The following is a 23,413-nucleotide window of genomic DNA, read 5'->3' as shown; positions in this document are numbered from 1 at the left end:
CATCTGGGCCATCGGACACAGCGCGCATGACTTCGAGACGACCGCGACGGCTCCGGACACCTCGACTCCTATCGGGGGACGCGAGGCAGTCGCGGGCCCATCTGGGCCATCGGACACAGCGCGCATGACTTCGAGACGACCGCGACGGCTCCGGACACCTCGACTCCTACCGGGGGACGCGAGGTAGTCGCAGGCCCATCTGGGCGATCAGCTCGCGCATTACTTCGTTCACGCCGCCGCCGAAGGTCACCACCAGGTTCTGCTTGGTGCGCCGGTCCAGCCAGGTCAGCAGGTCGGCGGTGGCGAGTTCGGCGGGATCGCCGAAGCGGCCGACGATCTCCTCCGCCAGGCGACCCGCCTCCTGCAGCGCCTCGGTGGAGTACACCTTGGTGGCGGAGGCGTCGGCGATGACATCGCGCGGATCGGCGTCGGAGCGTTCCATATTGGACGCCACCTGCCAGTTCAGCAGTTCGTTCAGCCGCACCATGGCGTGCAGGCGGCCCAGGGCGCGCCGGACGTCGGGCTCGCCGAGCACACCCTGCGTCCGCGCCCACTCCCGCACCCGGTCGTAGAGCTGTTCGATCTTGCCGGACGGGCCCAGGCTCACCCGCTCGTGATTGAGCTGGGTGGTGATGAGCTTCCAGCCGCCGTTCTCGTCGCCGACGGTCATGGACGCGGGCACGCGCACATTGTCGAAGTAGGTGGCGTTGGTGTGGTGCGCGCCGTCGCAGGTGATGATGGGCGTCCACGAGTAGCCGGGATCGGTGGTGTCCACGATCAGGATCGTGATGCCGCGGTGGCGGGACTCCACCGTGCCGGTGCGCGCCGCCAGCCAGATGTAGTCGGCCTCGTGCGCACCGGTGGTGAAGATCTTCTGCCCGTTGACGATCCAGTCGCCGTCGGCATCGCGCACCGCGCTGGTGCGCAGCGCGGCGAGGTCGGTGCCCGCCTCCGGCTCCGAGTAGCCGATGGCGAAATGAATGTCACCGGAGAGGATTCCGGGCAGGAACTTGCGCTTCTGCTCCTCGGTGCCGAAGGTTTGCAGTGCCGGGCCGACGGTCAACAGGGTGACCAGCGGCACCGGCACGTCCGCGCGCACGGCTTCGTTGTAGAAGATCTGCTGTTCCAGCGGCCCGAAGCCCTGGCCGCCGAACTCCTTCGGCCAGCCCACACCGAGCCAGCCGTCGGAGCCCATTCGACGCACCACCGCGCGGTAGGCGTCGCCGTGCCGGTTCACCAGCATCTCGGCCTCCTCTTCGGGAGTCACGAGACCGGTGAAGTACGAACGTAGATCGTCGCGCAACCGCCGCTGTTCGGCGGTCAGTTCGATGTACATCTGGCTCCCAGTCGGTCCAGCCGGAAGGATTCGCCGCCGAGCCAGCGGGCAATGTCCTTGGCCTGTGAGTAGTAGCGGTGCAGCGGGTGAGTCACATCGACGCCGATGCCACCGTGCAGGTGGTGACACTTCTGCAGGGCCGCGGGCAGTTCCGCGGCCACCGTGTAGGCCAGCACGTCGAGGTCGTCATCGGTACGTTCGTTGTGCTCGGCGGAATCGCTTGGTTGCGCCAACGCCCAATTCGCCGAGACGGCGGCCGCGTGCAGGGTGCGCGAGACCACGTACACGTCCGCGATCTGCTGTGCCACCGCCTGGAATTCGGCCAGCGGACGGCCGAACTGCTGGCGGGTGCGCACGTGTTCGGCGGTCAGCGCGATCACCCCTTTGAGCAGACCGTCGGCCACCGATCCGAGGCACGCCAGCGCACAGCGGTGCAGTTCGGCGAGTCCGCCTGGCAGCAGCCGCTCGGCCGGTATCGCCACGTCGTCGAGGACGAGGGTGAATTCCGGTACGCCGTCGGAGGTGGGGTTGGCGGTGCGGGTCAGCCCTGCCGCGTCCCCGTCCACCACCGCGATGCCGTTGTCGGTGGGGATCAGGATCCAGCGCGCGGTGTCGGCGTAGGGCACCGCCACCTTGCGCCCGGAGACGCGCACGGTGGTCCCGTCGGAGACCGCGGTGGTCTCCGGCTTCACCGTGAACGGCGCGCCCGGCTCGTTCAGTGCCGCCGTGATGACCGCGCCCTCGGCCACCGCGGGAAACACCTCCTGCGCCAACGCATCCGGCACGCCCGCCGCGACCAGCGGCAGCACGCCGAAGCCCAAGGTGGTCAGCGCGGGCACCTGCACGGCGTCGGTGGCCAGCTCGGTGAGCAGGGCCGACACCTCCAGTAGCCCCATACCGTCGCCACCGTATTTCTCCGGTAGCGCGACAGCCAGTAGCCCGCTGTCGACGAGGGTGGGCCATAACGCGATATCGCGTGCGCTCTCGCGCTCCAGCAAACTTACGACAACCTCGGCGACAGCGTCCTGGCTCTCGTCCCGTGTGAAGTCCAATGCAATGCTCCCGGTTGAGTGTGGCTGGCTACTGCGATTCGCGAGGCAGCCCGAGAATTCGTTCACCGGCAACGGTCAACAGAATCTGCTCGGTTCCGCCCGCAATGGACAAACAACGCGTGAGCAGGAATTCTTTCACCACGTCCGATTCCAGGGCGCCCGGCACGCCCGACAATTCGACAGCGAATTCGGCCACCGCCTGCCGATGTCGCACACCGACCAGTTTGCGAACGCTCGATTCCGGGCCGGGATCGCCGCCACTGAGCAGTTTGCGCGCCGCCCGAGCTTCCAGCAAAGTTCCAGCGACCGATTCTGAAACAAGTCCACCCAGGCGATCGGCCACCAATTCCGCACCCGGCCCGGAGGTCGGCGCGGCGGCGATGAGCGCCTCCAATTCCTCGCCGATTCCCTTGCCTCCCATGGCGACCCGCTCGGCCGAGAGGGTGGAGCGGGCGATCTTCCAGCCATTGCCCAGCTGCCCGACCAAGCATTCGTCCGGCACGAAGACATCATCGAGGAATACCTCGCTGAACTTCGCCTCGCCGGTGATCTGCACCAGCGGCCGAATCTCCAAGCCCGGACTATTCATTTCCACCAGGAAATAACTGATGCCCTTGTGTTTGGGTGCGGCGGGATCGGTGCGCGCGAGGCAGATTCCCCACGTCGCCTCTTTCGCCAACGACGTCCACACCTTCTGCCCGCGCAGTTTCCAACCGCCGTCCACCCGCCGGGCCACCGTGCGCAATGCCGCCAGGTCCGAACCGGCCTCCGGTTCGCTGAACAGCTGACACCACACCACCTCGCCGCGCAGCGTGGGACCCGCGAATCGTTCGATCTGCTCCGGCGTGCCGTATTGCAGCAGGGTCGGGACGGCCCAGTTGGCGATGGCGATATCGGGCAGTTCGATACCGGCCTTGCGGATCTGCTCCTCGATCAGCGAGCGCAGGATCGGCCCCGCGCCGCGACCGTACGGCCGCGGCCAGTGCGAGGCCAGCAGCCCGGTGTCCGCCAACGCGTTTCGTTGTTCCGCCGCGGGCAGGGCGGCGATGCCGGAGAGCTCGGCGGCCAGTACCGCCGCCTGCTCCGCGTCCAGCCCGACGGCCTCCCAATTCGGCTCGCCCGCCACGGCGGCATCCGCGCCCAGGTCGAGTCCGACCGTGCGGCGCTGCCCCTGGAGCGTCAACTCCGCCACCCGCGCCCGCCAGCGCGCCGAACCGCCCAGCAGTTGACGCAGCGCGACGGCTCGCCGCAAATACAGATGCGCGTCGTGCTCCCAGGTGAAACCGATTCCACCCAGGACCTGAATACAGTCCTTCGCGGTCTCCACCGCGGCGTCCAGCGAGACCGCCAGTGCGATGGCGGCGGCCAACGGCAGTTCCGAACTTCCGGTATCGACCGCGTCGGCGGCGTCGGCGGCCACCGCGCGAATCTGCTCGGCACGGCACAGCATCCACGCGCAGATGTGTTTGACCGCTTGGAATTCGCCGATCTTCTTACCGAATTGCTCACGCACCTTGGCGTATTCGGTGGCGGTTTCCAGGCACCAGCCGGCGATCCCGGCGGCTTCGGCGGCCACCAGCACGGCGGCCAGATCGAGTACATTCTCGCGCGGCGAGAAGATCTTTTCCGGCGCGACGGTCACATTCGAGCAGACGACACGGGCGAGAGGAGTGCTGTGGTCGAGCGGTTCCAGCGGCTCCACCCGCAATCCCGCCGCGTCGGCGTCGAGCAGACACCATCGGCCGCGGTCACCGGTACGCACCGGGACCAGCACGGCCGTACCGGGTGCGGCACCGATCACAACATCCCACTCCCCGGTGAGGGTGAGATCCGTTTCACCGGCCGATATCTCGATTTCGCCCCCGAGAGCCACGCCGCACGGCGTATTCTCGTCGAGCGTCTCCCCGGCAACGAGTCCAGCCAATGCCGTGGAGAGAACCGGACCGCCGACAAGATCATGCGCCGCCTGTTCCACCAGCACGGCGAGATCTCCGACCGTTCCGCCCGCACCGCCCGTCGCCTCGGGCACCGCGACCCGGAATATTCCGAGATCGGCGAGGCGCGACCAGTATTCGCGCCAATAGTCCGGCGCGCCGGTCCGCATTGTTGCAATTGGGCGCATCGCGGCGGCCCATCCGCGCATCGACTCCTGGACGGCTTTATGCTCGTCAGTGGTGGCGATGGTCACACTCCATACCGCCTTTCCGGCGTGACTCCCACACCTAGAACATGTTCTAATATTCGAGCCGGGCGTAAGTCAAGACGTCGCCCGGGCGCGGTACGAACTCGTAAGGAAAGGACTTTCAACCGATGGCCAGTCCCTCCCGATCGCAGGCCGCCGAACCGGCTGCCGCCAGCCGCACCGCGCCGGTGACCACGCTCAGTGAGGACGACCTGAGCTCGGCCGCCCAGCGTGACCGGCGCAAGCGCATCCTCGACGCGACCATGGCGCTGGCCTCCAAGGGCGGCTACGACGCGGTCCAGATGCGCGCGGTCGCCGAACGGGCGGACGTCGCCGTCGGCACGCTGTACCGCTACTTCCCGTCCAAGGTGCACCTGCTGGTCTCCGCGCTGGCGCGGGAATTCGAGCAGTTCGAGAGCAAGCGCAAGCCGCTGCCGGGCGACACCCCGCAGGAGCGCATGCACCTCATGCTGCAGCAGGTGACCCGGGCCATGCAGCGCGATCCGCTGCTCACCGAGGCCATGACGCGCGCCTTCATGTTCGCCGACGCCTCCGCGGCCGCCGAGGTCGACCGGGTCGGCAAGGTGATGGACCGGTTCTTCGCCCGCGCCCTGGCCGAGGACACCCCCACCGACCGCCAGCTGGCCATCGCCCGCGTCATCTCCGATGTGTGGATGTCGAATCTGGTGGCGTGGCTGACCCGGCGCGCCTCGGCGACCGATGTCACCGAGCGACTGGAGCTGACCGTCGACCTGCTCATCGGCGACGGCAAGTAGCCCTGACACGTCCAGCTAATCAATCGCGGCCAGCAACCTCGACTGCGACCCGTCCGGCGTGGCATATCTCACCGCCGCGCCGGACCGCCGCGTTTCCGCAGGTGAAAGCCACTGTCGCGGAGTGACTCACGAGTAGCCCACCGGCGTTCACAGCGCGCATCCGGGACAGTTCGCCCGAATGTAAACGCCATGTATCACGCCCCCAACATGTGGGCAATCAGCACCCAGTAGAGTTTCTCGCGCCCTGAAATTTCTCCTCCGATCACTAGGTTGGATGCGTGAGCGCACAGGATCTGCCACTGGAACTTCGCCGGGCACTCGCGGCGGTCGCGCGGGTGCCGCGGCTGCTGGTCGCATCGGACTACGACGGGACGATCGCCCCGATCGTCTCCGACCCGGCGAAGGCTTATCCCCATCGGGAGTCGGTGAGTGCCCTGCGCGCTCTCGCCGGACTCACCGGCACCACCGCCGCCGTGATCTCGGGCCGTGCGCTCCGTGATCTCGCGGCGCTGTCGCGGCTGCCCGTCGAGGTGCAGCTCATCGGCAGCCACGGCTCGGAGTTCGATGTCGGCTTCGTGCACGCCATCGACAACGACGCCAAACAGTTACTGCAGGAAGTGCAGTCGACCCTGACCCAGATCGCCCAGGACAACCCGGGCGTCACCGTCGAGATCAAACCCGCCAGCGTGGCCCTGCACGTCCGGAACGCGAGCCCGGAAATCGGGCGCCGGGCCCTCGTCCAGGTGCGCCAGGGTCCCGCCAGCTGGGTCGGCATCCAGGTCACCGAGGGCAAAGAGGTCATCGAACTCGCGGTGGTCGAAACCGACAAGGGCGCGGCCCTGGATATCGTCCGGCATCAGCAGGGCGCGTCCGCGGCAGTGTTCATCGGCGACGACGTCACCGACGAGAAGGCGTTCAAGCGCCTCTCCGGACCCGATGTCGGCATCAAGGTCGGCGAGGGCGAGAGCCTCGCCAAATACCATGTCGCCAATACCGAGACGGTGTCCAAGGCGCTGGCCTTCCTGCTGGAAGAGCGCCGCACGTGGTTGGCCGGTGCCTCCGCCCCCCGAATCGAAAGGCTGACCATGCTGGCCAGCCCTCGATCCAAGGCCCTGGTCACCCCCGACGGCACCATCACCTGGCTGTGCCACCCCGAGCCGGACTCCGCGGCGGTGTTCGCGCATCTGCTCGGCGGATTCAGCGCCGGACACTTCAGCATTTCGCCGGAGCGCGCCGGACTGCCGCTGTCGCAGCGCTACATCGACGGCACCATGACCGTCGAAACCCGTTGGGCCAGCTTGCAGGTCGTCGACTATCTGCCGCACGACGTGGTACCCGAACGCACCGACCTGACCCGCGTCATCACCGGTGACGCGCGAGCGGTCGTAACCTTCGCGCCGCGACCGGAATTCGGTCAGGTGCCGGTCAAGCTGATCCGCCAGGCCGGCGGAATCCGGGTGCAGGGCACCAACGATCCCATCGTGCTGCGCTCCCCCGGAATCGAGTGGGAGATCGTCGACGACGGCATCCACCACACCGCGCGCGCCGTGGTCGATCCCCGCAACGGGCCGATCGTGCTCGAAATGCGATGCGGCACCTCCGATCTCGCACCCGCCATGACGCCGGAGGCGGACCGGCGACGGGAAGCCGAGCGGTACTGGAAGGACTGGGCGGGCAAACTCGAGCTGCCGCCGCTGAAACCGGACCTCATGAAACGGTCCGCGCTCACCCTGCGCGGACTCGTGCACGCGCCGTCGGGCTCCATCCTGGCCGCGGCCACCACCTCGCTGCCCGAGGACATCGGCGGCGTGCGCAACTGGGACTACCGCTACTGCTGGCTGCGCGACGCCTCGCTCACCGCGTCGGCGCTCGTCTCGCTCGGCTCCCTGCACGAGGCCGAGGAACTGCTCGCCTGGACCCACCGGGTGCTGGAAACACTGCCCGGCCCCGAGCGGCTGCACCCGCTGTACACCCTCTACGGCGAGACGCTGCCGCCGGAAGCCGTCATCGACCAGCTGCCCGGCTATGCCGGATCGCGGCCGGTGCGCGTCGGCAACGCGGCGAATATGCAGGTGCAGCTGGACGTGTTCGGCCCCATCGTGGACCTCATCTCACAGCTGGCGCATGCCCGCGAGAAGAAGGGCATCACCGATCCGAGTCAGGCCCTGCCCGACGCGGATTGGGAGCTCGTGGTCGCCATGGTCTCGGCCGTGCAGCGGCGCTGGCGCGAACCCGACCACGGCATCTGGGAGATCCGCGGCAATCCGCGGCACCACGTCTACTCCAAGGTCATGGGCTGGCTCACCGCGGACCGGGCCATCACCCTGGCCCGGCAGTTCGGGCGGCCGCTGGACCCGGACTGGGAGAAGCTGCGCGACACCATCGCCGACGAGGTGAAGGTGGAGGGCTGGAACGACGAGGTGCAGTCCTACACGGCGGCCTACGACGGCACCGATCTGGACGCCGCCACCCTGCACATCGGGCTCAGCGGACTGATCGAACCGTCGGATCCGCGCTTCCACGCCACCGTGGTGGCCACCGAGGCGGAGCTGCGCAGCGGCTCGACCGTGTACCGGTACCACCACGACGACGGTCTGCCCGGCGGTGAGGGCGGCTTCCACCTGTGCGCGGCCTGGCTGGTCGAGGCGTATCTGCTCATCGGCAAGCGGGAGGACGCCGAGGCGCTGTTCGCCCAGCTGGTCGACGTGGCGGGGCCCACCGGTCTGCTCTCCGAGGAGTACGACCCGGTTGCCGAGCGCTCGCTCGGCAACCACCCGCAGGCGTACAGCCACCTGGGCCTGCTGCGCTGCGCCCAGCTGCTCAGCCAGCCGGTGGCGGCGGTGCTGGCCCCGCAGGCATAACCGGCCGGAGCTGTTCGAGACCCCCGTGGGCAACCCGCCCGCGGGGGTCTCGCGCGTTGTCCGCGGTGTCGCCGGACACAACCGACGGCCGCGATGCGGAAGTGTCCGACACCGTGCGCTACATTTAAATGGAAATCGTTTCCGTTTTGAGCCAGTGCAAGTGGAGTACCCCGCGTGACAAGCAAAATCGCCGTTCGCCTCGCCGGAATCGCCGTGGGTGTCGCCACCGCCGCAGCCCTCACCGCCTGCGGGACCGGCTCCGACGATCCCGAGAAACTGACCATCGTGGCCTCGACGAATGTCTGGGGAGACATCACCGAGCAGGTCGCCGGGCCCGATATCGAGGTCGAGTCGCTGATCTCCGACCCGAGCGCCGACCCGCACTCCTACGAGGTCACCGCGGTCGAGGCCGCCAAGATCAGCGACGCCGATCTGATCGTCTACAACGGCGGCGGCTACGACGAGTTCATCGACAAGGCCATCGCCGGCAAGGACAAGAGGACCGTCAACGCGGTCGAGGTCGCCGGGGAGGACCCGCACGCCCACGACGCTCCCGCCGCGACCGAGACGAAGCCCGACGAGCACCGCGACGAGCATGCCGACGAGCACGGGCACGACCACGGTGACGGCAATGAGCACGTCTGGTACGACGTGCACGTCGCCGGAGAGGTCGCCAACCACATCGCCGAGGTGCTCGGCGAACTCGACCCGGACAACAAGCAGAGCTACGCCGACCGGGCCGTCGCCTTCAACGACAAACTGACGGCCATCGAGACCACCATCGAGCGAATCGCCGCCGAACACCCGAATACGCCGGTCGTGCAGACCGAGCCGCTCGCGTACTACCTGCTGCTCGACGCCAAGGCCGACGATCGCACGCCGCACGAATTCCAGGAAGCCGTCGAACAGGGCACCGATCCGTCCCCGGCATCGGTGGCCGCCGTGCGCGACCTGCTCACCGGCAAGCAGGTCCGGGCCCTGGTCTACAACATCCAGACCGAGGACAAGACCACCAAGGAGCTGAAGGCCATGGCCGAGGCGGCGGGCATCCCCGTGGTCGAGGTGACCGAAACCCTGCCCGAGGGCCTGGATTACATTCAGTGGCAGACCCGCAACGCCGAGGCCCTGGCCAAGGCGCTGAGCTGATCGCAGCCGGCGAAGCCGTCCGCCCGTCCCCATGTCCGCCAACGTCGCGATCGGAGAAGAGACAATGGACGCTTCCACCTCGGCTCCCCGGGCTGACCGGGCGACGGGAATCAATGGACGGGGCGACGACATGAATACCCCTGTGAACAGCGTGGTTTCTCCCAGCGGTCCGGTCGGCGACAGTCTCGGCGGCACCGCGCCGCCGACCGGCGCCCCGGCCGTGCGGCTGTCCGCGGCGCGGCTGGCGTTCGGGGAGCGCACGCTGTGGGACGGGCTCGATCTGGAAATCGCGCCCGGCGAGTTCATCGCCGTGCTCGGACCCAACGGTTCCGGCAAGACCTCACTGCTGAAGGTGCTGCTGGGCCAGCTCGGTCTGTCGGCCGGAACCGCCGAGATCGCGGGCGGTCCGGCCCGCGCGGGCAATCCGGATATCGGCTACATCCCACAGCAGAAGACCATCGACGCCGGCGTGCAGTTGCGCGGGGTCGACCTGGTCGGGCTCGGCGTGGACGGGCACCGCTGGGGGCTGGGCCTGCGCGGGCGCAGGGAACGACGGCGCAAGGTGGCCGCCGCCATCGCCGATGTGGGCGCGGACCACTTCGCCGATGCTCCGCTGGACGTGCTGTCCGGCGGCGAACAGCAGCGGCTGCGGGTGGCCCAGGCCCTGGTCGGCGACCCCCGGGTACTGTTGTGCGACGAACCGCTGCTCAGCCTGGACCTGGCCAACCAGCGGCTGGTCTCCGAGCTCATCGACAAGCGCCGCCGCTCCCACGACACCGCCGTGCTGTTCGTGACCCACGAGATCAATCCGGTGCTGCCGCTGGTGGATCGGGTGCTGTACCTGGTGGACGGCAAATTCCGGATCGGCCCGCCCGACGAGGTGATGACCACCGAGGTGCTCTCGCAGCTCTACGGCACCGAGGTGGACGTGCTGCGGGTGCGCGGCCGCCTGGTGGTGGTCGGCACCGGCGACACCATGGACGCGCTCGGCGCGGCCGGAGCGCAGCACTGCCACGGTGACGGCGAGGTGCGCGCGTGAACGACAAACTCGCCGACGTCTTCGCCAAGATGTTCGACTTCGCCACCACCGCGCATCTGCTGTCCTACGACTTCGTGCAGCAGGCCGTGCTGGCGGCGGCGCTGCTGGGCCTGCTCGCGGGCGCGATCGGGCCGCTCATCGTGAGCCGCCAGATGTCCTTCGCGGTGCACGGCACCAGCGAACTGTCGCTCACCGGTGCGGCGGCGGCGCTGCTGGCCGGGATCGGCGTCGGTTTCGGGGCCATCGCCGGTTCGGTGGTGGCGGCCGTGCTGTTCGGGGTGCTGGGTGCCCGTGCGCGCGAACGCGATTCGGTGATCGCGGTGGTGCTGTCGTTCGGGCTGGGTCTGTCGGTGCTGTTCCTGTGGCTCGGACCCGAGCGCGCGGGGTCGAAATTCTCGCTGCTCACCGGGCAGGTGGTGAGCGTCGGCGATTCCGGGCTCGGACTGCTGGCCGCCTGCACGGCGGGCGTGCTGGTGGTGCTCGGATTCGTCTACCGCCCACTGCTGTTCGCCAGCACCGATCCGGAAGTCGCGGTGGCGCGCGGGGTTCCGGTGCGCGCACTCGCCGTCGTGTTCGCGGTGCTGGTCGGCATCACCGCCGCCTTCGGGGTGCAGATCGTGGGCGCGCTGCTGGTGCTCGCGCTGCTCATCACGCCCGCCGCCGCGGCGGCGCAGGTGACGGCCAATCCGGCGCACGCCGCCGTGCTGTCCATCGTCTTCGCGGAGGTCGCGGCGGTCGGCGGCATCCTGCTCTCGCTGGCTCCCGGCGTGCCCATCTCGACCTTCGTCACCACCATCTCGTTCGCGATCTACGTGATCTGCCGGATGGTCGGCCGCCGCACCAGAACCCGCGGGCGGGCGCTCGTCACAACCTGAGTCGCTGCGACGGCGGCCGCCGTGCGGGTCGGGCGAATCGCCACCACGGATGCCGCGCACGGCGCGGCTGGCTGGCGATCTCACGGCCGCGCGGATCTTCCGCCGCCCGAAGCCGAACAAGAACCACAGGAGCCCGGCGGGTTCGGACCGACGCGCCGGTCCGTGCCTGCGCCCCTGAGACCCGCGATCTGCCGCATGAGGGGCAGCGGATCGCGCCCGACGCGCGCCCTCCGCGACGACGCCACCTCGTCGCGTCGCGGAGGGTGTGCGTGCACGGGAGCACATGCACCCGAGCGCCCGCCGCGGCCGGGGCTCAGTCCCCGCCCTCGCCCGCCAGGGCGAACAGGCCGTCGGAGGTCTGTTCGATGAGGCCGTCCACCAGCAGCGAGTCCAGGGCGCGGTCGCGCTGGCCCGGATCGCGGGTCCAGGCCAGGTCCAGGCGGACGCGTTCGACGGGGCCGTGGGCGGCGCGCAGCACGTCCATGAGGCGGCCGCGGGCCTGGCGGTCGGTGCCCTCGTACTTCTGCACCTTGCGGACCACGTCCGAGGCCGGTCGACCGGCGCCGACCCAGGCGCACGACGGCAGCGGACAGCGGTCGCAGTCGGGGTTGCGGGCCGTGCAGACCACCGCGCCGAGTTCCATGAGGGCGGCCGAGAACACCGCGGCGCGGTCCACCCGCACCGGCAGCAGGGCCTCCGTCTCGACCAGGTCGCGGGCGGCGGGATTGCCCGCCTCGGCACGGCCGTGCACGGCCCGGGCGACCACCCGACGGACATTGGTGTCCACCACGGGCACACGCTGGCCGTAGGCGAAACAGGCCACCGCGCGGGCGGTGTACGCGCCGATCCCGGGCAGACCCAACAGCACCTCCACATCCGCGGGCACCTCGTCGCCGTGGTCGCGGGCCAGCGCCTGGGCGCATTCGTGCAGCCGCAGCGCCCGCCGCGGATAGCCGAGCTTGCCCCACGCCCGCAGCACCTCGCCCTGGGACGCCGCGGCCATGGCCGAGGGCACCGGCCAGCGCACCACCCACTCCCGCCAAATCGGCTCCACCCGCGCCACCGGCGTCTGCTGCAGCATGATCTCGCTCATCAGAATCTGCCACGCGGTCACCTCGGGTCGCCGCCACGGCAGATCCCGCGCGGTCTGCTCGTACCACTCGACCAGTGCGTCGCTGTCCATCTCCCGCCCTCCTCCCGGCCCGTCGGAGCCGGGACATCCGACGCCACGCGATGGTAGTCGGCAGGTCGGCGGGGTGCTCACGGCCGGTGGCGGCCGGGCGCAAGGGGGTGTTTGCCGCGCCGTAACGTCGCGGACTCGCCGGTAACCCATGCGATGTGGAGAATGGGACACATGCCGCAATCCAATCCGATCAGTGCCTGGAAAGCCCTGCGCGAGGGCAATGAGCGTTTCGTGAACGGCAATCTGCTGCACCCCAGCCAGGGCGCCGCCGATCGCGCCAAGCTGGTTGCCGGGCAACACCCGCAGGCCATCCTGTTCGGCTGCGGTGACTCCCGGGTGGCCGCCGAGATCATCTTCGACCAGGGCCTCGGCGACATGTTCGTGGTCCGCACGGCCGGACACGTGGTGGACAGCTCGGTGCTCGGATCCATCGAGTACGGCGTGCAGGTGCTGAACGTCCCGCTCATCGTGGTGCTCGGCCACGACAGCTGCGGTGCGGTGCGTGCCACCATCGACGCCCTCGACAACGGCAATGTGCCCGGCGGCTTCATCCGCAGCGTGGTCGAGCGGGTCACGCCGTCCATCCTGCTGGGCCGCCGCGAGGGGCTGGAGACGGTGGACGACCTGGAGGCGCGGCACGTCGAGGAGACCGCGCGCCTGCTCATGCAGCGGTCCATGGTCATCTCGCAGCGGGTGGCCGCCGGTGAGTGCGCCATCACGTGCGTCACCTACAAGCTCGGCGAAGGACAGATCACGCTGCGCCGGGTGATCGGCAATATCGGCGAGGTCGTCTAGCCGCCGGAACGGACGTTCGGCGCAGGTGGGGACCCCGCGAGCTGGTCGGGTGTCCGAAGGGGCTGAAATCTACCCGGCCCCAGGGGCTTTTCCCCACCGACACGCCGCGACCCTGAGCCGGATGCGCCCAACTGTGCCCTTACCGTAGTTGCCGTGCTGGAACCGAATGGACCACTGCCGCCGGAAATCTACTGGCGTCGCCGACTGCTCGCGATCGGCGCGCTGGTAGTCGCCCTCGCACTGGTGCTCTGGCTGGCCTTCGCGCTACTGCGCGGCGACGGCGACGACAGCTCCGCCGCCGCGGACACCACCACGGCCGCCACCAACAAGGCAGCCGGAAGTTCCTCCGACACATCGGAGTCGGATTCGGCGCAGTCCCAGGCCAATGCCACCGCCGAGGCCGGGCCCGCGGCACAGGGCAAGCAGTGCCCGGACCAGTCCCTCGCGGTGAAGGTGAGCGTCGGCGCGCCCACCTACAAGGCGGGTGAGCAGCCGGTCTTCGGCATCGTCATCACCAATATCTCCAGCGAGGCCTGTGAGCGCGATATGGGTTCGGGGTTGCAGGAGGTCGCGGTGACCTCGCTGGACGGCCAGCGCCGTATGTGGGCCAGCACCGACTGCTACCCGGAGGGCACCCCCGACGTGCGCACCCTGCAGCCCGGTCAGCAGGCCGCCTTCACCGTCACCTGGTCGGGCTCCACCTCGCAGCCCAATTGCGCGGGCGAGCGCGTGCCGGTGCCGCCGGGACCGTACAGCGTTGTGGCGCAACTCGGCTCGGTCACCAGCTCCCCGGAGCCGTTCAACATCACCTGAGCGATCACCCGAGCGCGGAGACCCGGACCGCCACCATCACCTGAGCGCCGAGACCCGAGCCGCCACCTGAGCGCCGACACCGGCCTGCCACCACGGCGACCGGCACCGGGTTCAGCAGTCGCCGCCAGCGGCGTGGCGGGACAGGCCCTCGCGGATGCGGCGGGCGGTGGCGGGGGTGATGCCGTCCACGGTTTCCAGATCGGCCTGGGTGGCGTCCAACAGCCCGCGCAGGCCGCCGAAGGCGTCCACGAGCGGCTCCACTCGCCGGAACGGGACCCGGGGTATCTCGGCCAGCAGCCGATAGCCGCGCGGCCCCACCGGTGTGTCCAGGGCCTCCAGGGTGGCCGGATAGCCCAGCGGCGGAGCCAGATCGGCCAGCACGAGCAGTTCCGGCTCGCCGAACGCGTCCAGTCGCGCCAGCGCGCGGTCGATGCGGGGCTCCCCGGCCCGCTCCGCCACCAGGTAGTCGCGGACGAGCAGCCGCCGCAACTGTGCGGTGTCGGCCACCAGTTCGGTCAGTTGCAGGGCGAGCTGACGGCCGTCGACGCCGAGTTCGGCGACCGCCTGGTCGATCTCGCCCGCGGTCCGGCGCATGAGCTCGAGGCAGTGCAGCACGGTGAGCACATCGCGCAGGGTGGCGAAGTCCTCGATCTCCAGCGCGGACAGCCGCCGGGTCACCTCGTCCAAGCGGGCCCGGTAGCGCTGCAGGGTTGCCATGGCCTGATTGGCGCGCGACAGAATGAGCGGCGAATCCTCCACCAGATATCGGTCGCCGTGCGTGTACACGGTCACCAGGCCGGTGGAGCGGCTCACCGACACCACCGGATATCCGGTGTGCGCGGCGGTGCGTTCGGCCGCCTTGTGCCGGGTGCCGGATTCGACGGTCGGCAGCGCCGGATCGGGCACCAAATGCACATTGGCGCGCACAATTCGCGTGCCGTCGGTGGAAAGCACCACCGCCCCATCCATTTTCGACAATTCCCGCAGCCGGGTCGGCGCGAATTCGACATCCAATTCGAATCCGCCGTCGCAGATGCGCTCCACCCGATCGTCGTAACCGAGCACGATCAATCCACCGGTGCGGCCCCGCAGAATTCGATCGATCCCGTCGCGCAATTGCGTGCCGGGCACGAATCGCGAGAGCACATCGCGGCGCGCGTTCGCGGAATTGTCGCGCGCCGCGCCGTCATTCGCGCTCGCTGCCGAACCGTCCCCGGCCGCAGCGGAATTCGAGCGACCGAGCAGCCCGCTCACCCACCGCCCGGCCATCAGTCGCCGACCGCCTCGACCGGCGCCTTCGCCCGACGACGGCGTAGTCCGCTGGCGGCGATGGCCGACCCCAGGTCCGAGACCTCGCGCAGGGTCATGGTGCGTCCGGCGCGGTCCACCCCCGGCGGTACCAGCGCCTCGGTGAAGCCGAGCCGTTCAGCTTCGGCCAGCCGCCTGGTCAGCCCGGCCACCCGGCGCACCTCCCCCGCCAGTCCGACCTCGCCGAGGATCACCATGCCGGGCCGCAGCGCCCGATCCTGGTGCGCGCTCACGATGGCCAGGGCCACCGCCAGATCCGCGGCCGGTTCGGCCAGCCGCATACCGCCGACGGTGGCGGCGTACACATCCTGCTTGCCCACGTAGAGACCGCAGCGGCTCTGGAGTACGGCCAGCACCATGGCGACCCGGTTGTAGTCGAGCCCGCTCACCGCGCGGCGCGGCGCGGGCACCTGGGTGTCCACGGTCAGGCCCTGCACCTCGCCCAGCATGGGGCGCTTGCCGTCCATGGCCACCGTGACCGCGGTACCGGGCACCGCCACGCCCCGGTGGTGCAGGAACAGCCCGGACGGGTCGTCCACGCAGGCGATGCCGCTCTCGCGCATCTCGAAGCAGCCCACCTCGTCGGTGGAGCCGAAACGGTTCTTGATGCCGCGCACCATGCGCAGGGTGGAGTGCTTGTCGCCCTCGAACTGCAGCACCACGTCCACCAGGTGCTCGAGCGTGCGCGGACCCGCCACCGCGCCGTCCTTGGTGACGTGGCCGACCAGCAGCACGGCGATACCGCTGGCCTTGGCCATCGAGGTGAGCGCCGCCGTCACCGCCTTGACCTGGGTGACGCCGCCCATGACGCCGTCGGCGTCGGCGGCCAGCATGGTCTGCACCGAATCGACCACCAGCAGTGTGGGTTTCACCTGATCCACATGGCCGAAGATGGTGGCGAGATCGGATTCGGCCGCGAGGTAGACCCGTTCGTGCACGGCATCGGTGCGGTCGGCGCGCAGGCGCACCTGTCCGGCGGACTCCTCCGCGGTCACGTACAGCGACTTCTCGTCACGCTGCCGCGCCCAGCGGTGCGCCACCTCGAGCAGCAGCGTGGACTTGCCCACCCCGGGCTCCCCCGACAGCAGCACCACCGAACCGGGCACGATGCCCCCGCCCAACACCCGATCCAGCTCCGACACGCCCGTGGAGCGGGCCCGCGTCGTCTTGGAATCGATACTGGAGATCGGCGCGGCCGCGGTGCTCGGCAGCATGGCCCGGCGACCCACGGCCGCGGCCGTCGAGGTCGCGGCGACCTCGTCGATGGTGCCCCAGCCGCCGCACTCCGGACACCGGCCCACCCACTTGGCGACCTCGTGCTGGCAGGAGGAGCAGCGGTACAGCGTTTTCACCTTGGCCACGCGGGCAGCCTAATAACGCGCCCCGACAGTCCCGCCCCCGCCGCGCCAGTTCCCGGTCCGCCCGCGACGGCCCGCATCCATCTCGTACTTACGCGACGGCCGGTCCGCACCTGGTGCGGACCGGCCGATGACAGCGTTGGACTGGCTCAGTGGCCGCCGCCTCCGCCGCCCTCGCCCGAACGCGACTTGTCGGTGACGGCGCGCTCCAGCTCGACGCCCGCGTCGACCGGAACGTTCACCAGGACGGTGCCGTTCTCCTTGAAGTTGAAGCGCACCGGGTAGGTGAGGCCAGCGGTGACGTCCTGCTGGAGGCCGGTGATCTCGATCTTCAGCGGGTCGGCGGCCGGGTCGGCGACCTCGTCGGCGGGCGCTTCGGCGACGGGCGCGCCGTGCGCGTCGTCGGAGTGCGCGGGATCGGCATGCGAGTCACCGGCGCCGGCGGCCTCGCCCGCGACCACGGTCGACTGCGGGCCGAGTTCCACCTTGCCGTCGATCTGGACGGCGCCCAGGTCGGGGGCCTCGATGCTGACCAGGGTGTCGCTCTGGTGCTCGCCGAGGTTGATGGCGCTGAACGCCAGCAGCGCCTTGCCGCCCTTGGCGTTGTCGTACTCCGCCGACTGCGGCAGCAGGATCCGCACATCGCGCAGCGCGATCTTGCCGACGTCGGCGCTGTTGCCGTTGACGGCGGCGACCTGGTCCGCCGTCTGCGAGATCTGGCCGGCGCTGCAGCCCGTCAACGCGAGCGCCGCGCCCGCAGCGAGTGCGATCAGTGTCGCGGCACGCCGCGGTTTCGACGCTGTGGTGGCTTTCAGGGCAGTCACGGGTTGTCCTCCATGTCGACCGGGCTCACTCCACTATGGAGAGTAGTAGTCAAAGAGAGTAGTGGGCGACTTCCGGCGCCTCGCGCGGGGGCGGTGTCGCGGTTCGCTCACACGCGGATGCGGAATTGCGTGATGCGCCAAGGGATGAACGCGCGAACACGTGTGGCCGGTATCTCCTTATGGCACAACGCAGATGCACACTCAATCGGTTCTGTCAACCCCCGCCGCCGCCTAGTTGTGGCCCTGACCTGCATCGTTGATCGCGCCGTTACCGAGTCGCATGTTAAACTGTGAACATCGAAAGGGGCACGGGACACATGATTTTTAAGGTCGGAGACACCGTCGTTTACCCCCACCACGGAGCGGCGCTGATCGAAGCTATCGAAACTCGCACCATCAAGGGTGTGCAGAAGGAGTATCTGGTCCTGAAGGTCGCACAGGGCGACCTCACCGTTCGGGTTCCCGCCGAGAACGCTGAATATGTCGGCGTTCGCGACGTGGTCGGTCAGGAAGGCCTCGATCGGGTCTTCCAGGTGTTGCGTGCTCCGCACACCGAGGAGCCGACCAACTGGTCTCGCCGCTACAAGGCCAACCTCGAGAAGCTCGCCTCCGGCGATGTGAACAAGGTTGCCGAGGTCGTTCGCGATCTGTGGCGTCGGGAGCAGGACCGCGGCCTCTCCGCTGGCGAGAAGCGGATGCTGGCCAAGGCCCGTCAGATCCTTGTCGGTGAATTGGCTCTCGCCGAGGGCACCGACGATGTCAAGGCCGAGACCCTGCTCGACGAGGTTCTCGCGGCGGCCTCCTGACAGTGAATACATCGCGCGACGGCCTTCGTGTCGTGGCGTTGGTGCCTGCCGCCGGCATGGGCGTTCGCCTCGGGGAATCACTCCCCAAGGCTTTCGTTCCGGTCGGCGGCAGTCCCATGCTCCGACTCGCCGTAGACGGTCTCATCGCCTCCGCGGTGGTGGACCACGTCGTGGTGATGGTCCCCGCCGAGCTGGTCGATGACGCTCGCCGACTGCTGCCCGCCTCGGGCGCGGTGGCGGTGAGCGTCGTGGTCGGTGGGGCCGAACGCACCGATTCCGTCCGGGCCGGTCTCGCGGCCGCGCCGGACGCCACCCATGTGCTCGTCCACGACGCGGCCCGTGCCCTCACGCCGCCGTCACTGATCGCCCGCGTGGTGGCCGAACTGCGGGCGGGGCGGCGGGCCGTGGTGCCCGCGGTGCCGGTGTCCGACACGATCAAGTCGGTGGACGCGGCCGGAGAGGTGACCGGAACGCCGAACCGTTCCGCGCTGCGCGCGATTCAGACGCCGCAGGGCTTCGACGCGGCCCTGCTGCGCGACGCGTACACGGGCGACACCCAGGCGACCGATGACGCCGGACTGGTGGAATTGCTGGGCGCGACCGTGCATACCGTGCCGGGCGACCCGCTGGCTTTCAAGATCACCACTCCCCTGGATCTCACGCTCGCCGATACCCTCGCGGCTCGGCAGCGCGCGACACGCCAGGATGGCCTTGGCCACAGAAGCCCCCTTGACATCTCTGCCAGCCCCCTTGACGTTGCGCGCGGCGCGCCCGACACACCGGGCGATCGGCCGGAATCATCCTCCGCGACGGTGCCGCGATGATCGATCCGACCGCCATGCGCGTGGGCATCGGCTCCGACGTGCACCCCATCGAACCCGGCCGCCCCTGCTGGATCGCCGGACTGCTCTTCGACGGTGACAGCGGCTGCGCCGGACACTCCGACGGCGATGTGGCCGCGCACGCGCTGTGCGACGCCCTGCTGTCGGCCGCCGGGCTCGGCGATGTGGGCGCGGTCTTCGGCGTCGGACGCCCCGAATGGGAGGGCGTCACCGGCGCGGCCATGCTGAAGGAGGTGCGGCGGCTGCTCGACGAGGCGGGCTACGGCATCGTCAACGCGGCCGTACAGGTCATCGGCAACCGGCCCAAGATCGGACCGCGCCGCACGGAAGCGCAACAGGTGCTCGGCGATCTGCTCGGCGCGCCGGTATCGGTGTCCGGGACCACCACCGACGGTCTGGGACTGACCGGACGCGGTGAGGGAATCGCCGCGGTCGCCACCGCCATGCTCTGTCGTCTTTCCTGACGTTCCCGGTGCTGTTGTTCCACCCGTAATTCCGCAACCATTCACAAGCTAGGATGCCTTGTCGTGACTCTGCGCCTGTTCGACACCGAGACGCGGACCCTGCGTGACTTCACGCCGCTGGTCCCCGGCCATGCCTCGGTGTACCTGTGTGGCGCGACCGTGCAGGGTGAACCCCACATCGGCCACCTGCGCAGCAATGTCGCCTTCGACGTGCTGCGGCGCTGGCTCACCGCCAATGGCTTCGATGTGGCCTTCATCCGCAATGTCACCGATATCGACGACAAGATCCTGACCAAGGCCGCCGAGGCCGGGCGGCCGTGGTGGGAGTGGGCCGCCACCTACGAGCGGGCCTTCGACAGCGCCTACGCCGCGCTCAATGTGCTGCCGCCGTCGGCGGAACCGCGGGCTACCGGGCACATCACCCAGATGGTCGAGCTCATGCAGCGACTCATCGCGCGCGGGCACGCGTACGACTCCGAGGGCAATGTCTACTTCGACGTGCTGAGCTTCCCCGAGTACGGGCGGCTGTCCGGGCACAAGCTCGACGATGTGCACCAGGGCGAGAGCGCCGGGACCGGTAAACGGGACCCGCGCGACTTCACGCTGTGGAAGGCCGCCAAGCCGGGCGAGCCGAGCTGGCCGTCGCCGTGGGGGCCGGGGCGGCCGGGCTGGCATCTGGAATGCTCCGCCATGGCCGAGTACTACCTCGGGGGCGAATTCGACATCCATTGCGGTGGAATGGATCTCGTTTTCCCCCACCACGAGAACGAGATCGCCCAGTCACGGGCGGCCGGGGACGGTTTCGCCCGCTACTGGTTGCACAACCACTGGGTGACCATGGGCGGCGAGAAGATGTCCAAGTCGCTGGGCAATACGCTGACCGTGGCCAAGGTGCTCGAACGTGTGGGCGTGCGGGCCGTGGAGCTGCGCTACTACCTCGGCAGTGCGCAGTATCGGTCGGTGCTGGAGTACTCCGACCAAGCGCTCGCGGAGGCCGCCGCCGGATACCGGCGTATCGAGGCGCTCATCCAGCGCGTGGCCGAGCGGACCGGGGAGGTGCCGGTCGGCACCTGGACCGCCGGATTCGCCGATGCGCTGAACGATGATCTGGCGGTGCCCAAAGCCCTCGCGGAGATCCACCGGCTGGTGCACGACGGCAACAAGACACTCGACTCCGGAGATCTCGGCGCGGCCCGCGAGATCGCGAGCCAGCTGCGCGCCATGCTCGACATCCTCGGTGTGGATCCGCTCGACCCGCACTGGGCCGCGCCCGCCGACGACACCGCCGCCGTCGCCGCGCTCGACGTGCTCATCGGCGCGGAGCTGCGCCGACGCCAGGAGGCGAGGGCCGCCAAGGACTGGGCCACCGCGGACGCGGTGCGCGACCGGCTCGAAGAAGCGGGGGTGCAGGTCACCGACACGCCCGACGGGCCGGAATGGTCGCTCGCCGAGAAGGAACGGTGAGCGACGAACCGAAATCCGACACGGTAGGGACGACCGGATCGGGTGACGGGACCGCCACCGGTAGCGCGAGGTGACGGGCGAACACCAAGTTCTCAACGGCGATCGCACCCGCTCCCGGACAGCCGTACCGAACCGATTCGGCCGTGCAACCCCGGACGGGCGCGCCGAACCGTCGGATGAGACCATCCGTTGTGCGGGGCCGCTCACGCGAGCGTCGGTCGGCGGCCGTATCCGGACGTGGTTCCGCATCGGCCACGCGCGGCGACCACACGGTGTCCGTGCCCGGCGAAACGGGACGGACCGGGTGACACGAGCGGCTGCGAGAAGAGACTCCCGGCGGAGGTTCGGCGGGCTCCCGAGCGAGCACGGCGGCGGTTGCCCGGGCGGCATCCACCACGGTTCGGAGCGGCCCGCGACGGATGCCGGAACGGCCCCACTTCGGGTGCCGGAACCGCCTCACCTCGGGTGCCGGAACGGCCCAGCGGCGGGTGCCGGGTAACCGCACGGAGCCCGGTAGCGGGATGATGGGGGGCGACAACGAGGACGAGGACCCGGTACGGGCTTGCACACGGCAGCCGGGCACAGCGGGACCGCGCCGATGCGGTCGACACGGACGATCGGGCGCGGGAGCACCGCATGACACGGAAGGCGAAGTGATGGCAGGCAATTCACAGCGGCGCGGCGCGGTCCGCAAGTCGGGCTCCAAGAAGGGCGCGGTGGTCGGATCCGGCGGCAAGCGGCGGCGGGGGCTGGAGGGGCGCGGCGCGACCCCGCCCGCGCATATGCGGACCAAACATCCCGCGGCCAAGCGGGCGGCGGCCGCGGCCAAAGCGGCGCAGTCCCAGCAGCCGCGAGGCCGGGGCCCGGCGCGCGGCGGCAAGGGTGACGACGGTCCCGAACTGGTGCTGGGCCGCAACCCGGTGGTGGAGTGCCTGCGGGCCGGTGTTCCGGCCAGCGCCCTGTACGTGGCGCAGGGCACCGAGAACGACGACCGGCTCACCGAGGCGGTGCAGATCGCCGCCGACACCGGCATCTCCATCCTGGAGGTGCCGCGCACCGACCTGGACCGGATGAGCAGCAACGGCATGCACCAGGGCCTGGCCCTACAGGTGCCGCCGTACCGCTATGCCCACCCGGACGATCTGGTGGACCGGGTCCGCGATTCCGGGGAGCCCGCGCTGCTGGTGGCCCTGGACAATATCTCCGACCCGCGCAATCTGGGCGCGGTGATCCGCTCGGTGGCCGCGTTCGGCGGCCAGGGTGTGGTGATCCCGCAGCGCCGCAGCGCCAGCGTCACGGCCGTGGCCTGGCGCACCAGCGCCGGTGCGGCCGCTCGCCTGCCCGTCGCCCGCGCCACCAATCTCACTCGCACCTTGAAGGATTGGGCCGCGCAGGGCTACCAGATCGTCGGCCTGGACGCGGGCGGCGACACCACCCTCGACGAATTCGACGGCACCGCACCGACGGTCGTGGTGGTCGGCTCCGAGGGCAAGGGGCTGTCGCGGCTGGTGCGCGAGAACTGCGATGCCATCCTGAGCATTCCCATGGCGGGGCCGGTCGAGTCGCTGAACGCCTCCGTCGCCGCGGGCGTCGTCCTCTCCGATATCGCCCGCCAGCGCCGCGGCTGATCCCCATTCCGCGACCGGACGGGGCAGTCCAGCGGCGGCAGCCCCGCGGCGGCGACAGTCCCACAGTGTGTGCGCCCGATATCTGCAGCCGCCCTGTCCGCGAGCACGGCAGGGCCGTCTGCCGAATCCGCCTCGGGCACAGTGCTATCGGTCGCCGGAGCACGGAAAGCCGCTGTGGGGCAGTATGGTTCGCGCGCCGACCGGCACGGCGGAGCGACGGTGGGACCGCGGCTGATCTCGCTGGTCCCGGCGATATCCGCGCCTGCCGAGCACCGGACCTCGATACCGGTCGCGCGGTCGGCGGCGGGGGCGGCGCGCCCGAGACGGCGCGTAAGTCAGCGGTTCCGGGGTCGGCGAACGTAAAATCAGCCGGTGGTCATCCAGAACCAGCCCATCGGACAGCCGGTCGAGCATCCACATGCGACGACGGTGTTGCTGCTCGGGACGCTGAGCGTGTTCTGCTGCGGCGCACTGGGTCCGGTGGCGTGGGCACTGGGACGGCGGGCGCTCAACGACATCGAGGCGTCCGGGGGCGCGTTCGGCGGGCGCGTGCAGGTACTCGTCGGCTACGTGCTGGGGATCATCGGGACGATTCTCATGGTCTTCGTGGCGTTCCTGTTCCTGATGATGCTCATCGGCGGCGGCGACTGACGCGACACCG

General features: G+C 69.7%; 19 protein-coding genes and 1 pseudogene. 13 read left to right on the top strand and 7 right to left on the bottom strand.

What is annotated here, in order from left to right; genetic code table 11:
- Positions 1-166: 166 nt before the first annotated feature.
- From ON31_RS03060 to ON31_RS03050, 3 genes are read right to left on the bottom strand one after another with little or no spacing between them, the layout of a single operon-like run.
- Positions 167-1,336: an acyl-CoA dehydrogenase family protein gene (locus ON31_RS03060; RefSeq protein WP_039808997.1), complete on the bottom strand. Its 1,170-nt coding sequence runs from the start codon at positions 1,334-1,336 to the stop codon at positions 167-169.
- Positions 1,321-2,388 carry an acyl-CoA dehydrogenase family protein gene (locus tag ON31_RS03055; RefSeq protein ID WP_039808995.1) on the bottom strand — a complete coding sequence of 356 codons (1,068 nt, stop codon included), beginning with the start codon at positions 2,386-2,388 and terminating at the stop codon, positions 1,321-1,323. Before ON31_RS03055 ends, ON31_RS03060 begins: the two co-directional genes overlap by 16 nt.
- 28 nt (positions 2,389-2,416) lie before the next feature.
- Positions 2,417-4,576 carry an acyl-CoA dehydrogenase family protein gene (locus ON31_RS03050; protein WP_039808993.1) on the bottom strand — a complete coding sequence of 720 codons (2,160 nt, stop codon included), beginning with the start codon at positions 4,574-4,576 and terminating at the stop codon, positions 2,417-2,419.
- Between the two features lie 122 nt (positions 4,577-4,698).
- Here ON31_RS03050 and kstR point away from each other — a divergent pair, with 122 nt between their 5' ends.
- The 5 genes from kstR (at position 4,699) to ON31_RS03025 (ending at position 11,267) form a co-directional block, all read left to right on the top strand.
- Positions 4,699-5,346, top strand: a complete 648-nt coding sequence (gene kstR, locus ON31_RS03045; protein WP_039808991.1) for a cholesterol catabolism transcriptional regulator KstR — start codon at positions 4,699-4,701, stop codon at positions 5,344-5,346.
- Positions 5,347-5,624: 278 nt separating this feature from the next.
- Positions 5,625-8,207 carry a trehalose-phosphatase gene (otsB, locus tag ON31_RS03040; protein WP_039808989.1) on the top strand — a complete coding sequence of 861 codons (2,583 nt, stop codon included), beginning with the start codon at positions 5,625-5,627 and terminating at the stop codon, positions 8,205-8,207.
- A gap of 174 nt (positions 8,208-8,381) precedes the next feature.
- Positions 8,382-9,353, top strand: coding sequence for a metal ABC transporter solute-binding protein, Zn/Mn family (locus ON31_RS03035; RefSeq protein WP_051036741.1), 972 nt, complete (start codon positions 8,382-8,384; stop codon positions 9,351-9,353).
- 130 nt (positions 9,354-9,483) lie between these two features.
- Entirely contained in the window at positions 9,484-10,392 is a 909-nt protein-coding gene (locus ON31_RS03030; protein ID WP_081592181.1) for a metal ABC transporter ATP-binding protein, read from the top strand.
- Entirely contained in the window at positions 10,389-11,267 is an 879-nt protein-coding gene (locus ON31_RS03025; protein WP_029925263.1) for a metal ABC transporter permease, read from the top strand. Before ON31_RS03030 ends, ON31_RS03025 begins: the two co-directional genes overlap by 4 nt.
- Positions 11,268-11,580: 313 nt before the next feature.
- Here the strand turns inward: ON31_RS03025 and ON31_RS03020 are convergent, their stop codons facing one another.
- A complete protein-coding gene (locus ON31_RS03020; protein WP_039808987.1) occupies positions 11,581-12,450 on the bottom strand; it encodes an iron-sulfur binding domain-containing protein in 870 nt (289 codons plus the stop codon).
- Between the two features lie 171 nt (positions 12,451-12,621).
- Here ON31_RS03020 and ON31_RS03015 point away from each other — a divergent pair, with 171 nt between their 5' ends.
- Complete coding sequence (locus ON31_RS03015) at positions 12,622-13,245, top strand: carbonic anhydrase (protein WP_039809141.1); 624 nt, start codon at positions 12,622-12,624, stop codon at positions 13,243-13,245.
- Between the two features lie 153 nt (positions 13,246-13,398).
- Positions 13,399-14,058 carry a DUF4232 domain-containing protein gene (locus tag ON31_RS03010; RefSeq protein WP_029925258.1) on the top strand — a complete coding sequence of 220 codons (660 nt, stop codon included), beginning with the start codon at positions 13,399-13,401 and terminating at the stop codon, positions 14,056-14,058.
- A gap of 111 nt (positions 14,059-14,169) precedes the next feature.
- Here the strand turns inward: ON31_RS03010 and disA are convergent, their stop codons facing one another.
- The 3 genes from disA to ON31_RS02995 form a co-directional block, all read right to left on the bottom strand.
- On the bottom strand, positions 14,170-15,327 hold the full coding sequence (disA, locus tag ON31_RS03005) for a DNA integrity scanning diadenylate cyclase DisA (RefSeq protein WP_081592180.1): 1,158 nt from the start codon (positions 15,325-15,327) through the stop codon (positions 14,170-14,172).
- A complete protein-coding gene (gene radA / locus ON31_RS03000; protein WP_039808985.1) occupies positions 15,327-16,727 on the bottom strand; it encodes a DNA repair protein RadA in 1,401 nt (466 codons plus the stop codon). The genes disA and radA overlap by 1 nt, the downstream gene beginning before the upstream one ends.
- 146 nt (positions 16,728-16,873) lie before the next feature.
- Positions 16,874-17,548, bottom strand: coding sequence for a copper chaperone PCu(A)C domain-containing protein (locus ON31_RS02995; protein WP_039808983.1), 675 nt, complete (start codon positions 17,546-17,548; stop codon positions 16,874-16,876).
- A 317-nt stretch (positions 17,549-17,865) separates the two neighbouring features.
- On the opposite strand from ON31_RS02995, the gene carD reads away from it, so the two are divergent.
- From carD to ON31_RS02965, 6 genes and pseudogenes are all read left to right on the top strand, one after another.
- On the top strand, positions 17,866-18,354 hold the full coding sequence (gene carD / locus ON31_RS02990; protein WP_019931623.1) for an RNA polymerase-binding transcription factor CarD: 489 nt from the start codon (positions 17,866-17,868) through the stop codon (positions 18,352-18,354).
- Positions 18,355-18,356: 2 nt separating this feature from the next.
- A pseudogene (gene ispD, locus ON31_RS02985) lies at positions 18,357-19,031 on the top strand (2-C-methyl-D-erythritol 4-phosphate cytidylyltransferase); the annotation flags it as partial.
- Between the two features lie 161 nt (positions 19,032-19,192).
- Entirely contained in the window at positions 19,193-19,660 is a 468-nt protein-coding gene (gene ispF / locus ON31_RS02980) for a 2-C-methyl-D-erythritol 2,4-cyclodiphosphate synthase (protein WP_029925249.1), read from the top strand.
- Positions 19,661-19,723: 63 nt separating this feature from the next.
- On the top strand, positions 19,724-21,124 hold the full coding sequence (gene cysS, locus ON31_RS02975; RefSeq protein WP_039808981.1) for a cysteine--tRNA ligase: 1,401 nt from the start codon (positions 19,724-19,726) through the stop codon (positions 21,122-21,124).
- A gap of 656 nt (positions 21,125-21,780) precedes the next feature.
- Positions 21,781-22,752: a 23S rRNA (guanosine(2251)-2'-O)-methyltransferase RlmB gene (gene rlmB, locus ON31_RS02970; RefSeq protein WP_029925245.1), complete on the top strand. Its 972-nt coding sequence runs from the start codon at positions 21,781-21,783 to the stop codon at positions 22,750-22,752.
- Positions 22,753-23,124: 372 nt separating this feature from the next.
- Positions 23,125-23,403 carry a hypothetical protein gene (locus tag ON31_RS02965; protein ID WP_029925243.1) on the top strand — a complete coding sequence of 93 codons (279 nt, stop codon included), beginning with the start codon at positions 23,125-23,127 and terminating at the stop codon, positions 23,401-23,403.
- Positions 23,404-23,413 lie beyond the last annotated feature (10 nt).

Origin of the sequence: Nocardia otitidiscaviarum NBRC 14405 (assembly GCF_000308635.1) — a bacterium.
Taxonomy (GTDB): Bacteria; Actinomycetota; Actinomycetes; order Mycobacteriales; family Mycobacteriaceae; genus Nocardia; species Nocardia otitidiscaviarum.
The sequence above is the reverse complement of the archived record's forward strand: the minus strand, read 5'-3'. Positions and strand labels throughout refer to the sequence as shown.

Coding starts and splice junctions, on each gene's coding strand:
- ON31_RS03060 (WP_039808997.1), bottom strand. CDS start 1,336: ATGTACATCGAACTGACCGCCGAACAGCGGCGGTTGCGCGACGATCTA.
- kstR (WP_039808991.1), top strand. CDS start 4,699: ATGGCCAGTCCCTCCCGATCGCAGGCCGCCGAACCGGCTGCCGCCAGC.
- ON31_RS03030 (WP_081592181.1), top strand. CDS start 9,484: ATGAATACCCCTGTGAACAGCGTGGTTTCTCCCAGCGGTCCGGTCGGC.
- ON31_RS03020 (WP_039808987.1), bottom strand. CDS start 12,450: ATGGACAGCGACGCACTGGTCGAGTGGTACGAGCAGACCGCGCGGGAT.
- ON31_RS03015 (WP_039809141.1), top strand. CDS start 12,622: ATGCCGCAATCCAATCCGATCAGTGCCTGGAAAGCCCTGCGCGAGGGC.
- disA (WP_081592180.1), bottom strand. CDS start 15,327: ATGGCCGGGCGGTGGGTGAGCGGGCTGCTCGGTCGCTCGAATTCCGCT.
- carD (WP_019931623.1), top strand. CDS start 17,866: ATGATTTTTAAGGTCGGAGACACCGTCGTTTACCCCCACCACGGAGCG.
- ispF (WP_029925249.1), top strand. CDS start 19,193: ATGCGCGTGGGCATCGGCTCCGACGTGCACCCCATCGAACCCGGCCGC.
- rlmB (WP_029925245.1), top strand. CDS start 21,781: ATGGCAGGCAATTCACAGCGGCGCGGCGCGGTCCGCAAGTCGGGCTCC.